Below are 14,183 nucleotides of genomic sequence, written 5' to 3' on the forward strand. Positions count from 1 at the left end.
GGCCAACCTCAAACCACGACATCCTAGGCATCTACTTCGGCGCAAATCGTGTCGCAAACATCGATCTCTCTGCGCTATAAACTTGTCACCTATGTCTCCGAACAGGTGTCAACCATCTCCCAAGTCTGAACATCGAGCCGGGGATGACGTCGGTGGGTGGCGCGAAGGCCCGGCGTCACTCCGCCGGCGTGCCGGCAAGCCGTGCGACCGGCTCTTCCTTGATCGGCCAGTGCACCAGCGCCGCGAAAATGCCGAGCGCGATGCCCATCCACCAGATCGGATCGTAGGAGCCGGTCTGGTCGTAGATCCGCCCGCCGAGCCAGACGCCCAGAAACGCACCGATCTGGTGGGAAAAGAACACGAAGCCGAAGAGCGTCGCCATGTAGCGCGGGCCGAACATCACCGCGACCAGACCCGAGGTCGGCGGCACGGTGGAGAGCCACAGGAAGCCCATCGTTCCCGCGAAGGTGAGCACGGTGAAGGGGGTTGCCGGCACCATCAGGAAGATGGCGATGGCAACGGCGCGCCCCAGATAGATCAGCGACAGGAAATAGGGCTTGGAGAACCGCCCGCCGATGTAGCCGGCGGCCAGCGCGCCGAAGACGTTGCAGAAACCGATCAGCGCGATGGCAATCGCCCCCCAGCTCGGGTCGAGACCGAGGTCGACGATATAGGGTGGCAGATGCACGGTGATGAAGGCGACGTGAAAGCCGCAGACGAAGAAGCCGAAGGTGAGAAGCAGGAAGCCGCGCGTGCCGAAGGCTTCCGCCAGCGCCTCGCCGAGCCTCTGGTCCTTCTCGCCGGAACTTGCGGAAAAGGCTTTCGGCTTTCCTTTCAGCGCGATGGAGAGAAGCGGCACCAGCGCGACGATGCCGGCCAGGATCAGGAGCGCCTGATGCCAGCCGAAGCCGTCGATCAGGGCCTGGCCGAGCGGGGCGAACAGGAACTGCCCGAAGGAGCCTGCGGCCGTGCCGACGCCGAAGGCGAGCGAGCGTTTCGCAGGCGTTACGGCGCGCCCGAAGGCGGCGAGCACCAGCGAGAACGAGGAAAACGCGACGCCGAGCCCGACCATCACGCCGGCGGAGACATGCAGCAGCATCGGCGATTCGACAAAGGACATCAGCACCAGGCCGGCGATGTAGAGCAGCGCGCCGAAGGTGACCGTGCGCGCCGTGCCGTAGCGGTCGGCGATCATGCCGGCGATCGGCTGGCCCGCGCCCCACATCAGGTTCTGGATGGCAAGCGCCAGCGAGAACACCTCGCGCGACCAGTCGCGCGCATCGGTCATCGGCGCGAGAAACAGGCCCATCGAGGACCGCGGTCCGAAGCCGATCAGCGCGATCAGGCAGCCGCAAATGATGATGAGCGGGATGTTGGGCCCGTCCTTGATGGCGGCGTCACGGGGGGAAGCGGAGGTCATGCGTGTGTCCGTGCTGATCATCGGCCGGGGAGGGCGGGTTTTCCGAGACGGTCTGTCCTGCGGCGGCGGGGTCTGGCGATCCCGCGCCTCATGCAGGAGGGCGTCGTGTTTCGATGAACTTATGCGCTGCGCGAACGCGCGAAAAGCAAAACATCCTGATGGGTGGCATTCACGAAGCGGATAGGTGGCGCCTTCCGGCATGGCGATGCACGGTCCCGGCGCGAACCGGCTTCGGTGCCGTCGGGCGGGGCGCCCGCGGAGGTTGATGACGCAGCGCGTTCAGGAGGTTCGCCCGGGTGGCAAGAAAGCGTTTGGCAATCTGGTATCGCATCCCTATATATACCCTCGAAGAGCATAACCGACGGCCATGGCCGCGTTTTTTAAACGTAAGGTTATGCTCAAAATGAGTATAAGCGCCGAGAGAGACGCCAAGCTCAGGGTCGAGTGGATCGCGACATGCGGTCCAGGATCAGTCAAGGGAGGTCGTCATGACCACCACTGTAATCTCCACTGGCGCCCGCGCCGAAGCCCGCCGTCCCGCATCCGCAAAGGCCACGGGCTTTCCGGCGGTGGCCCGCCCGCCCCTTGCCTATACCCCTGAGATCGCCGCGGAGACCGCCCCGATCTACGAGAAGGTGAAGGATTTCATCCCGGAGATCGAGTGGCCGGTGCTGGCACCGGTGATCCATGCGATCAACGTGCTCAAGAAGGAGCGCAACGCGGTCATCCTGGCGCATAACTATATGACGCCGGAGATCTTCCACGGCGTGGCCGACATCGTCGGCGACAGCCTGCAGCTTGCCAAGGAGGCGGCCAAGACCGACGCGGACGTGATCGTCCAGTGCGGCGTGCACTTTATGGCCGAGACCGCCAAGATCCTCAGCCCGGACAAGACGGTCCTGATCCCCGACATGAACGCCGGCTGCTCGCTGGCGGAATCGATCACTGCCGCCGATGTGCGGGGCTTGCGCGAAAAGCACCCGGGCGTGCCGATCGTCACCTATGTGAACACCTCCGCCGACGTGAAGGCGGAATGCGACATCTGCTGCACCTCGGCCAATGCGGTGCAGGTGGTGGAAAGCCTGGGCGCGCCCAAGGTGCTGCTTATTCCCGACCAGTATCTGGCGGCAAATGTCGCGCGCCAGACCGATGTCGAGATCCTGACCTGGGCCGGCGCCTGCGAGGTACACGAGCGCTTCACCGCAGCCGAACTGCGCGAGTACCGCGAGATCGAGCCGTCGGTGAAGATCATTGCGCACCCCGAGTGCCCGCCCGAGGTGGTCGACGAGGCCGATTTCACCGGCTCGACCGCCGGCATGATCAACTGGGTGAAGACCAACCGCCCGGAGAAGGTGATGCTGGTCACCGAATGCTCGATGGCCGACAACATCGCCTCCGAGACGCCGGGCGTGAATTATGTGCGGCCGTGCAACCTGTGCCCGCACATGAAACGCATCACCCTGTCGAAGATCCTCGACGCGCTGGTGGAAATGCGCGATGAAGTCACGGTCGATCCGCAGGTGGCGGCCCGCGCCCGCCAGGCGGTCGAGCGGATGATCCACCTGAAGAGCTGACGACTCGGTTCGCGCGCTTCTGCCTCACGGTCGCCAGGCGCGCGGCCCGGCCCTTCCTTGTCGCCGTCCGTGCATCCCGCGGACGGCGGTTTTCCGTAATGCATCGTGCCGGATACTCGCGCCATGACGTCTGCCCGCAATGTGACCACGCATATCGACGATGTCGTCATTCTCGGCGGCGGGCTGACCGGCCTGTTCTGCGCACTCAAGCTCGCGCCGCGCCCGGTCACGATCCTCTCCGCATCGCCGATCGGCGAGGGCGCGTCCTCTGCCTGGGCGCAAGGAGGCATCGCCGCCGCCGTTTCCGATGAAGACAGCGCCGCCTCCCATGCCGCCGACACGATCGCCGTGGGCGGAGGGCTCTGCGAGGAGAAAATCGTCCGCCTGATGACGGAAGAGGCAGGCGAGCGCATCCGCGACCTGCTCGGCTACGGCGTGCCCTTCGATACCGATCTGGAAGGCCGTCTCCAGCTGTCGCGGGAAGCGGCGCATTCGGTCAATCGCATCGTGCGCGTGCGCGGCGACATGGCCGGCCGCGCGATCATGGATGCGCTGGTCGCCGCCGTGCGCGAGACGCCGTCGATCCGCGTGGTGGAAGGCTACCTCGGCGAGGAGCTGCTGCACGAGGGACGGCTCGTCACCGGCGTGCTGGCCCGGCGCCGGGGCGACCGCGAGCGTCTTGCCTTCCCGGCGCATGCCGTCGTGCTGGCCTCAGGCGGCATCGGTCACCTCTTCGCCGTCACCACCAATCCGCCCGAGGCCAACGGCCAGGGCCTGGCGATGGCAGCGCGTGCCGGCGCTGTGATCGCCGATGCGGAGTTCGTGCAGTTTCACCCGACCGCGCTCAACGTCGGGCACGATCCGGCGCCGCTCGCCTCCGAAGCCTTGCGCGGGGAGGGGGCCACCCTGATCAACGGTGACGGGACACGCTTCATGGAGGCGATCGATCCGCTGAAGGAGCTGGCCGCGCGCGATGTGGTCGCACGGGCGGTCTTTCGCGAGAATGCGGCCGGGCGCGGTGCGTTCCTCGATTGCCGCGAGGCCATCGGCGCAGCCTTTGCCGAAAAATTTCCGACCGTCTATGCCGCCTGTCAGGCGGCGGGGCTGGATCCGGTCACCCAGCCGATCCCGGTCGCGCCCGCGGAGCATTATCACATGGGCGGTGTGCTGACGGACGCCAACGGCCGCACCTCGCTCGACAATCTCTGGGCCGCCGGCGAGGTCGCCTCGACCGGGGCCCATGGCGCCAACCGGCTGGCCTCCAACTCGCTGCTGGAGACGGTGGTCTTCGCCGCCCGCATTGCCGAGGACATCCAGAACCAGATGCCCAATCCGCGCAGCGCGCATTGGCCGGGCATCGACGACCGCATCCAGGAGCCGACCCGGCGCAACGAGGTCGAGCGCGCCGCGATCACCGTGCTGCGCGAGGTGATGTCGGCGGGCGTCGGCGTGGAGCGCACCGGCGAGGGACTGACGGCAACGCTCGCCGTGCTCGATGCGCTGGAGGCGCGCTGCGCGCGGCGCTCGATCCTCAACATGATGACCGCCGGCAAGGTGGTGGCCGCCGCCGCGCTGCTGCGCACCGAAAGCCGGGGCGGGCACTGGCGCTCCGATCATCCCGAATTGGATCCCGACCAAGCGCACCGCTCCTTCCTGACCATGAGCCAGGTCGACGAGGTCGTGCGGGCGGCGGTGGAGAGCGACATCGGGCGCGCGGCGGTGGCCGCACGCGGGCTCGATCAGCCGATTTCCGGAGACGAGGCATGAGTTCCGCAGCCCATCGCCCCGTCCTTCCCGCGCTGATGGTCGAGGATGCCGTTCGTGCCGCCCTGCTGGAAGACTGGGGCCGCGCCGGCGACATCACCGCCCAGGCAACGCTTGGACCCGACACCCGCGCCCGTGCCGTCATCGCCGCGCGGCAGCCCGGCGTTCTCGCCGGCCTCGACCTTGCCGCAACCGCGTTCCGGCTGGCGGATCCGTCGATCTCGGTGGAGACGCTCCTGGAAGACGGTGCGCGGCTGACGCCGGGCGATGTCGCGATGCGCATCATTGGGCCGGCCCGCGGCGTCTTGTCGGCGGAGCGCGTGGCGCTGAATTTCCTGGGCCACCTCTCGGGCGTGGCGAGCGCCACGGCCCGCTTCGCCGATCTGGTCGCGCACACGAAAGCGCGCATCGTCTGCACCCGCAAGACCACGCCGGGCCTCAGGGCGTTCGAAAAATACGCCGTGCGCTGCGGCGGAGGATCGAACCACCGCTTCGGGCTCGACGACGCCATCCTGATCAAGGACAACCACATCGCGGTTGCTGGCGGCGTGCGCGCGGCCATCGAGGCGGCGCGCGCCTTCGCCGGTCATCTGGTCAAGGTCGAGGTCGAGGTCGACACGCTGGCCCAGCTGGAAGAGGCACTTGCCGCGCGGCCCGACGTGGTGATGCTCGACAACATGACGCCCGACACCCTGCGCAAGGCGGTCGCGATGGCCGATGGCGCTGTGACGCTCGAGGCCTCCGGCGGCGTCAACCTCGACAGTGTCACGGCCATTGCCGAGACCGGCGTCGACCTGATTTCCGTCGGCTGGATCACCCACTCCGCGCCGGTGCTCGACCTCGGCCTCGATATCGAGATCGGCTGAGGCCCCACCGGCTATTGCAGCCGCGCGAAGACCTCGCCGGCGACCTCTTCGAAGGCGCGCGCGACCCAGGTTCCCGGCAGGCGCGCGGGACGGGCAAGCGCCACCCGGTGGGCCGGAACCGGATCCTCCAGCGTCAGATGCGCCACCTCGCCGCCGTCATAGGTGGTGCGATAGGGCAGGCGCGTCGCCAGTAGGCCGACGCCGAGGCCGCTTGCCACCATGGAACGCAGCATTTCCGTCGAGCCGGTTTCCAGCGCGATCTCCGCCGTCAGTCCGCGCGACTGGATGACGGAGAGAAAATAGTCCCGGCTCTGCGGCAGGTTCACCAGGATCAGCGGGTCGCGAAGGAGTGTCGCGAGATCCACGCTCTGGCGGGTGGCAAGCGGATGGTCGCCGGCGACCAGGGCATAGGGCGGCACGTCGATCAGCGGCACCATCTCCACGTCGGCCGCCGCACCGAAGTCATAGACCAGCGCCAGATCGATCCGCCCGCTTTCCAGCCAGGCATGCAGGGTTTTCAGATCCGCCTCGTGCAGGCGCAGCCTTGCGCCCGGCAGCTTTGTGCGAAAGGCGCGGATCAGCGCCGGCACATAGCGCGGCCCGAGGGTGGAAAAGACCCCGAGCTCCAGCACCGGGGGCAGGGCACCGCTGCCGTCGTCGGTTGCAAGCAGCGCGCGCATCTGGGCGCGCAGGCTGCGAAACTCGACGAGCTTGCGCCGCCCGAAGGCCGTCGGCGTCATGCCCTGACCGGCGGCGCGGCGAAACAGCGGCTGACCCAGGGTTTCCTCCAGCCGGGAGACGGCGAGCGAGACCGAGGGCTGGGACACGTTGACGAGCCGTGCGGCGGCTGCGGTGCTGCCGGTCTCGGCGACGGCGATGACATAGTCGATCTGGCGAAAGCCGAAGGGTATAGGTTCCATTTATTCATTTTATGAGAAATCAATATTTCTGCCTATAGCAAATCGGTCCCTATCCTGACCCCTTCTGCGACAGCCGGGAAAGGACCGCACGATGGACGCCGACAGGTCGACCCGCCCGCTCGACGGGCTTCGGGTCATCGATTTTAGCCGGGTTCTCGCCGGCCCCTATTGCACGGCGATGTTCGCCGACCTCGGCGCCGACGTGATCAAGATCGAAAGTCCGCAGGGCGACGACTACCGCCATATCGGCCCGTTCAGGGACGGCGAGAGCCTGTTGTTCCAGGCGGTCAACCGCGGCAAGCGCTCGATCGCGCTCGATCTGAAGGATCCCGAGGCGATCAGGGCGGTGCGCGCCCTGTGCCGGACGGCGGATCTGGTGGTGGAGAACTTCCGCCCCGGCGTGATGGAGCGGCTGGGGCTTGGCCCCGACGCGCTTCGGGCCGACAATCCGCGTCTCGTCTATCTCAGCGTCTCGGGCTTCGGCCAGAGCGGACCCAATGTCGCCCGCCCGGCCTATGACATCATCGTGCAGGCGATGTCGGGACTGATGCATGTGACCGGCGAGCCCGACGGTCCTCCGACCATGATCGGCGAGGCGCTTGGCGATGTCGCCGGCGGGCTGTTCGCCGCATGGGGCGCGATGGTCGCGCTGTTCGAGCGCGAGCGCACCGGCAAGGGGCGTCATGTCGATGTCGCCCTGTTCGACAGCCTTGTCTCGATGATGCCGGTGACATCCGCCCGCGTCCTGCTCGCCGGCGACGATCCCGCACGCACCGGCAACCGCCATGCGCTCTCCGCGCCCTTCGGGACCTATCGCGCGGCGGACGGGCATTTTGCCGTCGCTGTTCTCAACGACAAGCTGTTCCAGGCCTTCTGCACGGCCATTGGCGCGCCCTCGCTTGCAGCCAATCCGCAGTTCGCGACGGACACGCTGCGGCGCGAGAACGAGCCGGCGCTGGCCGCGATTATCGAGGCCTGGGCGGCGTCGCGGACCGCGGCCGAGGTGGTCGACGCGCTGGCGGCGGCCGGTATTCCCGCCGCGCCGATCGAGACGGCCGCTCAGGCCTGGCGCTCGCCGCAGTCCGAAAGTCGCGCGCTGTCCGTGGAGGTCGAGCATCCCGGCCTCGGCCCGGTGCGCGTGCCGCAACAGCCGGTGCATTTCAGCGGGGCGGCGCGCAGCGGCGGCCGGCCGGCGCCGGCCCTTGACGAACACCGCGAGGACATCCTCGCAAGCTTGCGCGAAGGAGAAACCCGATGACACCGGACCTGGCCGAACACGAGACGGCGATCGTCAACGAAATCGAACGCTTTGCCGACAATGTCCTGCGTCCGCAGGCGGCGGCGATCGACGAGGAGGCCCGTTTCGCCATCGAGCACCTGCCGGCGCTGGGCGACATGGGGATCATGGGCATGAACCTGCCGGAGGCCTATGGCGGCGTCGAACTGTCCGGGCCTGCGCTCTACCGCGCGGTGGAGCTGATTGCCGGCGCCTGCGGGTCGACCGCCTCCATGCTGACCGCGCATTTCCTGGCCACCGATTCCCTGCTGCTTGGCGACGACGGGGATCTGCGCGAGCGGTTCCTGCCGGCGGCCGCGGAGGGCCGCGCGCTGGGTGCCTTCGCCCTGACCGAGCCGGAAGCCGGCTCCAATCCGGCCGACATGCGCAGCTTCGCGGTGCCCGAAGAGGGCGGATACCGGCTGAAGGGGTCGAAGTGCTTCATCTCCAACGCCGGCGCGGCGGATTTCATCGTCGTCTATGCCAAGACCGACAAGGCGGCCGGAGCACGCGGCGTGAGCGCCTTCGTTATCGAGCCGAAGACGATGGACGGCATCGAGATCGGCCCGCACGAAAAGACCATGGGCCTGCGCGGCGGGCACGTGTTCTCGCTGACCCTCGATTGCCATGTTCCGGCGGAAAACCGTCTCGGCGCCGAAGGGACGGGCTTCCGCACCGCGATGAAGGTGCTGGACAACGGCCGGATCGAGGTCGCGGCGCAGGCGACCGGCATTGCCGCCGCCGCCCTCACCGACGCGATTGCCTATGCCAGGGAGCGCAGGGTCGGCGGTCATCCGATCGCCGATTTCCAGGGCCTGCAGTGGATGTTGGCCGACATGGCGACCGATCTCGCTGCCGCCCGCGCGCTCGGCTATGAGGCGGCGCGCAAGCGAGGGGGCGCCGGGCGGTATTCGACCGAGTCCGCCTTCGCCAAACTCTATGCCTCCGAAGCGGCCTGGCGGATCGCCGACAAGGCGCTGCAGATCCACGGCGGCTATGGCTATACCCGCGACATGCCGCTGGAGCGCTACCTGCGCGATCTTCGGATTTTCCGCATCTACGAGGGCTCCTCGGAGATCCAGCGCACCATCATCGCGCGCGGCCTGCTCGCCTGACCAGGCACCGCGTTCGCACCGGTTACTATGCGGGTGCGAACGCGGTTCCGGTTTGGCCGCCGCCGGTCTATGCTTTGTGAAAAGACGTCTCTTGCCGGACGGAGACCGTGATGCCGAAATTCGCTGCCAACCTCAGCATGCTCTTCACGGAGGTCGATTTCCTCGACCGGTTCGATGCGGCGGCGGATGCCGGATTTTCCGGCGTGGAATTCCTGTTTCCCTATGCCTATGAGATGGGCGCCCTGCAGGAGCGGCTGGCCCGGCGCGGATTGACGCAGGTGCTGCATAACCTGCCGCCTGGCGACTGGGACGCCGGCGAGCGCGGCATCGCGGCGCTTCCGGACCGGGTGGAGGAGTTTCGAGACGGCGTGGAGACGGCGCTGCGCTTTGCAAGCGTTCTGGGCTGCCGGCAGCTCAACTGCCTGGCCGGCATCGCGCCGGAGGGTGCCGATCCGGCGGAGTTGCGCGATACGCTGGTGAGAAATCTCCGCTATGCCGCGACGCGTCTGGGAGAGGTGGGGATCCGCCTGCTCGTCGAGCCGATCAACACCCGCGACATCCCGGGCTTCCTTCTCAACACCTCGGCGCAGGCCCTGGACATTCTGGACGAGGTCGGCTCGCCCAATCTGGCGCTGCAATACGACATCTACCACATGCAGGTGATGGAGGGCGACATCGCCCATCGGCTGGCGGAACTCCTGCCGCGCATCGCCCATATCCAGATCGCCGACACGCCGGGCCGCCACGAGCCGGGCACGGGCGAGCTGAATTATCCCTTCCTCTTCGCTCATCTCGACCGCATCGGCTACGACGGCTGGGTCAGCGCGGAATACCGGCCCGCGACCACCACCGGGGCGGGGCTTGGCTGGTTTTCCGAGGCGAGCCGCGCCCGCGCCTGACGCGCCGACGCCGTCCGCCCACGCCGCTCAGACGATGCTGAGATAGGGGCGGACCGACGCGCTTTCGCCGGTCCGCTCCGGGGCATCGAGCGCTTCCGCCTCGCCGAAACTCGAAACGGCGACCCCGCCGGCTTCGCTCTTCGCCTGAAGCTTGAGACGGGCGATATGATTGCTCAGCAGATCGAGGTTTTCGATCGACAGTCCCTTGGGGATGTGGAGCACCGCAATCGAGCAGGTCAGCAGCGGATAGGTCTGCGCCCGCCCGCGCCGGTCGTTCGCCACGATATAGCCCTGGCCGCGGTGCTCGGCGTTGTAGAGGCTTTCCACCTGATGGGCGAAGTCGGTGCGCAACTCCCGCATCAGTCCCGCCAGCCGTTCCGGCGGCCATTCGTCGAGGCCGACGAAATAGTCGTCGCCGCCGATGTGGCCGACGAATGCGCCCGGGGTATCGAGCTGGCGCTTCAGCAGGTCCGAGAACAGGATCAGGGCCCGGTCGCCGATGCGGAACCCGTAGGTGTCGTTGAACGGCTTGAAGTTGTCGAAGTCGATATAGATGAAGGCGCGGTCGATGTCGGCGTTTGCGCAGGTGCGCACCACATGGTCGGAAATCGCCGAATTGCCCGGAAGTTTCGTCAGCGGGTTCTGTTCCTGCGCGATCCGCAGCCGGGCCTCGTTGGACAGTTTCAGCAGCGCGTTCGGCAACAGGCAGCCGACATATCGGCCCGCGCGGGTCATCACGATGCCGTCGCTCGGCTCGCTGCCGCCGACATCCACCAGCCGGTCGAGCGGCGCATGCACGTCGGCGATGGCACAGGGACGGATGAACTGCCCCAGGTGGTTGTCGATCGTCGGGTTGAGAAGAAGATCGCGACCGAAGGACATGTAGAGAAAAGACTTGAGGTCGGATTCCCGGATGATCCCTTTCGGCTCGTCGCGCTCGTCCACCACCGGCAGGATGGTCTGTGTCGGGTTCGCGCGGAAGATCTCCAGCGCCTCGGCAACGCTGGCGGTCCGGCACACCGGCGCCAGCCGTTCCATTTCCCGGTCGAGAACGTCGAGATCGGCCGACTTGCGCGCGCTCTTGCGTTCGTTGAGCTCTCCGATCTCGGTGTAGACGGATTTCGCCTCCGAGGGATCCGCGAAGGGGCGGGCGACGAGAAATCCCTGCACGAGGTCGCAACCGACATCCCGGCAGGCGCGCAGCTCCGACGGCGTTTCGACGCCTTCCGCGACCACCCGGATGCCGAGCACATGGGCGAGGTCGACCACGCTTGAGACGAACAGCCGCTTGCGGGCGTCGTTTTGCAGAGCGGTGATGAAGAAGCGGTCGATCTTCAGGATGCCGGGTTCGTACTGGTAGAGCAGCCGAAGCTGCGAATGTCCCTGGCCGAAGTCGTCGATGGCGAAGCTGAAGCCTTCCTCCCGGGCCGCCTGCACGAAGCGGTGGAGGTCGCCCTCGTCGAAGCGCGAGGCGATTTCGGGGATTTCCAGGCACAGGTTGGACGGGGTGAGGCCGTTGCGCGCCATGGCCTCGACCATGGCGGCGAGCGGTGCGGCATCGGGGGCAAGGCCGCGGCCGTCGACATTGAGAAAGAGCTTTGCCTTGCGCGCATCCGCGAATTTCGCGAAACGGGCAATCGCCTTGCGTTGCAGCACGGCTTCCGTCGGGCCGAGGCATCCGTTTTCCGCGGCGAAGTCGAAGACGGCGCAAGGGGTGTGAAAGCCGAGCGACTCACTGCCGCGCAACAAGGCCTCGAACCCGTAGACCGCGCCGGACTGAATGTCGACGATCGGCTGGAATGCATGTTCCAGCGTGGCCTCGACCTGCGCGAGGAACAGCTCCGGCGTGCGGTGCGCATGCCAGTCGTGCATCGGCGCGTCGTCGCTCATCCTCGGTTCCTTGTCGCAACGGGGTGGCCTGACCGGAGGCAATCCGTTGCCGGTTGCCGTGATCAAGCCGGGTGCGGTGCAACATCCTTTGTCAGCGTTTTCTGCCGAGCAGGTCGCGCAGGGCTTCGCCGCGACCGTCAAATGACCTTGCTTGCGCAATGATGCCCGCCGCTGTCGGCGCCGGACGGGCGGACACTCGCCGAAAGGTGTAAACGATCTCTTTGCGGGATATTACATAAGTATTTTTGCTTATATTATTCACAGGTGGCGCAATGCCGCGGCCAATCCCCCGGGAACCGCGAGGTCTGGCGCGGTGCCGCCTTAGCTCCAGCCGCCGCCGTAGGTCTTGTAGAAAATATGCTGCCCGATTTTCTCCAGGCGCTTCATGTGGCGCGCCCAGCGCGGGTTCACATAGGTCGCATGATAGTGCGTCGAGGCGCCGACGCCTTCCAGGTAGCGCTGGCCGGAGACCGTTTCGCGGGCGATCTTCTGCGCCTGTGCCCACTGTCTCGTCTCTGCGGTGCGGTCGCGAATGCCGTCGCAGGCAAAGGAGAACTGGCAGCGGTTGCGCAGGTGGCGGTTCTGGTAGACGACCTTGCAGATCGTGTCCGGATAGGCCGGATTGCGCACCCGGTTCAGCACGACCTGGGCCACGGCGACCTGGCCGTTGAGCGGCTCGCCGCGGGCCTCGAAATAGACGGCCTCGGCGAGGCAGCGCTGCTCCTTGGCGGTGACGACGCTTTTCGGCAGCGGGCTGGTGGCCCACCAGTAGGGGTCGCCGTCGCGTTTCGCTTCCTGGGCGACCTCTTCGGACAGGCCCGGCGCCCCGAGAAGCGCCTCGAACGGCGCGCGCACGTCGGCCATGTTTTCCGGCGCATAGGCGGAGGCCAGTGACACGCTGGTGGCGGCGACGTTGCGGGCCATGGCCAGCCGGGTCAGGTCGAGCGGGCTGGCCGAGCCGTTTTCTTCCGCCTTGGCAAGCATGGCGGCGGTGCCTTCCGGCATGGTGGAGCGGACGAAGGCGACTCGCGGCATGTCGGACGGCTTGCCCGTCTCGAGGATGCTGCCAAGCGCATAGACGGAGCCCGCGGCGACGCCGACCATCTGCCGGTCCGGCGCCATGGAGACGAAACGGTCGCCCTTGGCGGCGCGGTTCACCGGGGTGCGCGCCGGCGGCTGCGTCGGACGGCTGTCCTTGACGAAGGTTTCCAGACCGCGGACCACGGCCGGATCGCTGCCCGGCGCGGCGTTGGTGACGGCATAGTCCGGCGTGTCGCCCTTGCGCGACTTGGATGCGTCGGCGAGCACGAGGCTGGGGGCCTGGCTGCTGCTGTGGGGGGCCGCCTCGATGGCGGACATCCAGCGTGGCGCGTCGCCTCGCGTTGCCTCGATGAGGGCGGAGATATCCTGCTGGGCGATGGTCCCGCTCCAGGCCAGGAACAGCGCCGGCGTCAGGACCGCAAGCCGTGCCGCCGTGCCGAAGCGGCCTCTCGCCTTGCGGCGTCCTGCGGATACAGTTCTTCCCGTGCCAGTCATGCGCGGCAACTCCGGTCCTTACGAAATACACTAGGGGCCGGCACGAAAGACTTTGCGATCGCGCTGCCATGACCGTTATCGTCGCCGCTTAACCTTGAAAGAGAGTTAATGCGCCAAGAATTCCGCGAAATCCTTTGCGTTCGCCGCGAGGCTGCACCCGATCTTGGTTAACGCGGTCGGTGACATTTTACCGAAGGTCTTGGCGTCACGGTGTTTTTTTAAAACGGGCAGGGGGAGGTGAAATGGCAGGGCCGGCCACCGGTCGGGTGGCGGATCGTGAGGCTTGCGGCATGAAGCTGCAACCACTCCGCCGCCTCGAGCGCGTCGCGATGGGCATAAAGCGGATCGCCCAGGATCGGATGGCCGAGCGTCAGCAGGTGCACCCTGAGCTGATGCGAGCGCCCGGTGAGCGGCTCGAGGCGCAGGCGGGTGGTCTCGCCGTCGCGCGCCATCACCCGCCAGTCGGTGCGGGCATGGCGCCCGCCGGCCGGATCGATGTGCTGGCGCGGACGGTTGGGCCAGTCGCAGGCCAGCGGCAGGTTGATCGTGCCGCAGTCCGAAGCCACGCGTCCCCAGACCCGCGCCTCATAGTGTTTGGACACGTGCCGCCGCTCGAACTGCAGGCCGAGGTGACGGTGGGCGTGGGGATTGCGGGCAAGCACGATCACCCCGGAGGTGTCCATGTCGAGCCGGTGGACGATGCGCGCGCCGGGAAAGCGTGCCTCGGCACGGGCGATCAGGCAGTCCGCCAGGTCCGCGCTCTTGCCGGGGACCGTGAGCAGGCCGCTCGGCTTGTCGAGCACGAGAAGGTCGTCGTCGGCATGCAGCACGACGAGGTCGGGCGAGAGCGGCGGCGCATAGGCGCGCGGGACGGGCGGGGTGGTGAGCATGGTTCATCTATCGCGCAGGCCGCGCCGGCGCAA

11 protein-coding genes are annotated in these 14,183 nt (G+C 67.2%); 6 read left to right on the forward strand and 5 right to left on the reverse strand.

The genetic code is table 11. The features are described from left to right. Positions 1 to 175: 175 nt before the first annotated feature. Positions 176 to 1,420, reverse strand: a complete 1,245-nt coding sequence (locus LC092_RS17910; protein ID WP_224808756.1) for an MFS transporter — start codon at positions 1,418 to 1,420, stop codon at positions 176 to 178. Between the two features lie 488 nt (positions 1,421 to 1,908). On the opposite strand from LC092_RS17910, the gene nadA reads away from it, so the two are divergent. The 3 genes from nadA to nadC all read left to right on the forward strand — a co-directional run bounded on the left by nadA (position 1,909) and on the right by nadC (position 5,624). Next, positions 1,909 to 2,994: a quinolinate synthase NadA gene (nadA, locus tag LC092_RS17915; protein ID WP_224808758.1), complete on the forward strand. Its 1,086-nt coding sequence runs from the start codon at positions 1,909 to 1,911 to the stop codon at positions 2,992 to 2,994. 123 nt (positions 2,995 to 3,117) lie between these two features. Continuing rightward, positions 3,118 to 4,761, forward strand: coding sequence for an L-aspartate oxidase (locus LC092_RS17920; RefSeq protein ID WP_224808759.1), 1,644 nt, complete (start codon positions 3,118 to 3,120; stop codon positions 4,759 to 4,761). Beyond that, positions 4,758 to 5,624: a carboxylating nicotinate-nucleotide diphosphorylase gene (gene nadC, locus LC092_RS17925; protein WP_224808761.1), complete on the forward strand. Its 867-nt coding sequence runs from the start codon at positions 4,758 to 4,760 to the stop codon at positions 5,622 to 5,624. The genes LC092_RS17920 and nadC overlap by 4 nt, the downstream gene beginning before the upstream one ends. Positions 5,625 to 5,635: 11 nt before the next feature. Here the strand turns inward: nadC and LC092_RS17930 are convergent, their stop codons facing one another. Further along, a complete protein-coding gene (locus tag LC092_RS17930) occupies positions 5,636 to 6,544 on the reverse strand; it encodes a LysR family transcriptional regulator (RefSeq protein WP_224808763.1) in 909 nt (302 codons plus the stop codon). A 91-nt stretch (positions 6,545 to 6,635) separates the two neighbouring features. Between LC092_RS17930 and LC092_RS17935 the strand changes: the two genes are divergently transcribed. From LC092_RS17935 to hyi, 3 genes are all read left to right on the forward strand, one after another. Continuing rightward, positions 6,636 to 7,802, forward strand: a complete 1,167-nt coding sequence (locus LC092_RS17935) for a CaiB/BaiF CoA transferase family protein (RefSeq protein ID WP_224808765.1) — start codon at positions 6,636 to 6,638, stop codon at positions 7,800 to 7,802. Next, complete coding sequence (locus tag LC092_RS17940) at positions 7,799 to 8,935, forward strand: acyl-CoA dehydrogenase family protein (protein ID WP_224808767.1); 1,137 nt, start codon at positions 7,799 to 7,801, stop codon at positions 8,933 to 8,935. Before LC092_RS17935 ends, LC092_RS17940 begins: the two co-directional genes overlap by 4 nt. A gap of 110 nt (positions 8,936 to 9,045) precedes the next feature. Next, positions 9,046 to 9,834 carry a hydroxypyruvate isomerase gene (hyi, locus tag LC092_RS17945; RefSeq protein ID WP_224808769.1) on the forward strand — a complete coding sequence of 263 codons (789 nt, stop codon included), beginning with the start codon at positions 9,046 to 9,048 and terminating at the stop codon, positions 9,832 to 9,834. Between the two features lie 27 nt (positions 9,835 to 9,861). On the opposite strand, the gene LC092_RS17950 is transcribed toward hyi, so the two are convergent. The 3 genes from LC092_RS17950 to LC092_RS17960 form a co-directional block, all read right to left on the reverse strand. Then, positions 9,862 to 11,724 carry a bifunctional diguanylate cyclase/phosphodiesterase gene (locus LC092_RS17950; RefSeq protein WP_224808771.1) on the reverse strand — a complete coding sequence of 621 codons (1,863 nt, stop codon included), beginning with the start codon at positions 11,722 to 11,724 and terminating at the stop codon, positions 9,862 to 9,864. Positions 11,725 to 12,045: 321 nt separating this feature from the next. Beyond that, on the reverse strand, positions 12,046 to 13,260 hold the full coding sequence (locus LC092_RS17955) for a cell wall hydrolase (RefSeq protein ID WP_224808773.1): 1,215 nt from the start codon (positions 13,258 to 13,260) through the stop codon (positions 12,046 to 12,048). A gap of 218 nt (positions 13,261 to 13,478) precedes the next feature. After that, the gene (locus LC092_RS17960) at positions 13,479 to 14,150 is read right to left on the reverse strand and encodes an RluA family pseudouridine synthase (protein WP_224808775.1); all 672 of its coding nucleotides are present in this window, start codon (positions 14,148 to 14,150) and stop codon (positions 13,479 to 13,481) included. Between the last annotated feature and the right edge of the window lie 33 nt (positions 14,151 to 14,183).

This window comes from Stappia stellulata, from assembly GCF_020176715.1.
GTDB lineage: Bacteria > Pseudomonadota > Alphaproteobacteria > Rhizobiales > Stappiaceae > Stappia.

What these genes read in the sequence shown, in the direction of transcription:
- LC092_RS17910 (WP_224808756.1), bottom strand. Translation starts at nt 1,420, where the DNA reads ATGACCTCCGCTTCCCCCCGTGACGCCGCCATCAAGGACGGGCCCAAC.
- hyi (WP_224808769.1), top strand. Translation starts at nt 9,046, where the DNA reads ATGCCGAAATTCGCTGCCAACCTCAGCATGCTCTTCACGGAGGTCGAT.
- nadA (WP_224808758.1), top strand. Translation starts at nt 1,909, where the DNA reads ATGACCACCACTGTAATCTCCACTGGCGCCCGCGCCGAAGCCCGCCGT.
- LC092_RS17920 (WP_224808759.1), top strand. Translation starts at nt 3,118, where the DNA reads ATGACGTCTGCCCGCAATGTGACCACGCATATCGACGATGTCGTCATT.
- LC092_RS17950 (WP_224808771.1), bottom strand. Translation starts at nt 11,724, where the DNA reads ATGAGCGACGACGCGCCGATGCACGACTGGCATGCGCACCGCACGCCG.
- LC092_RS17930 (WP_224808763.1), bottom strand. Translation starts at nt 6,544, where the DNA reads ATGGAACCTATACCCTTCGGCTTTCGCCAGATCGACTATGTCATCGCC.
- LC092_RS17935 (WP_224808765.1), top strand. Translation starts at nt 6,636, where the DNA reads ATGGACGCCGACAGGTCGACCCGCCCGCTCGACGGGCTTCGGGTCATC.
- LC092_RS17940 (WP_224808767.1), top strand. Translation starts at nt 7,799, where the DNA reads ATGACACCGGACCTGGCCGAACACGAGACGGCGATCGTCAACGAAATC.
- nadC (WP_224808761.1), top strand. Translation starts at nt 4,758, where the DNA reads ATGAGTTCCGCAGCCCATCGCCCCGTCCTTCCCGCGCTGATGGTCGAG.
- LC092_RS17955 (WP_224808773.1), bottom strand. Translation starts at nt 13,260, where the DNA reads ATGACTGGCACGGGAAGAACTGTATCCGCAGGACGCCGCAAGGCGAGA.
- LC092_RS17960 (WP_224808775.1), bottom strand. Translation starts at nt 14,150, where the DNA reads ATGCTCACCACCCCGCCCGTCCCGCGCGCCTATGCGCCGCCGCTCTCG.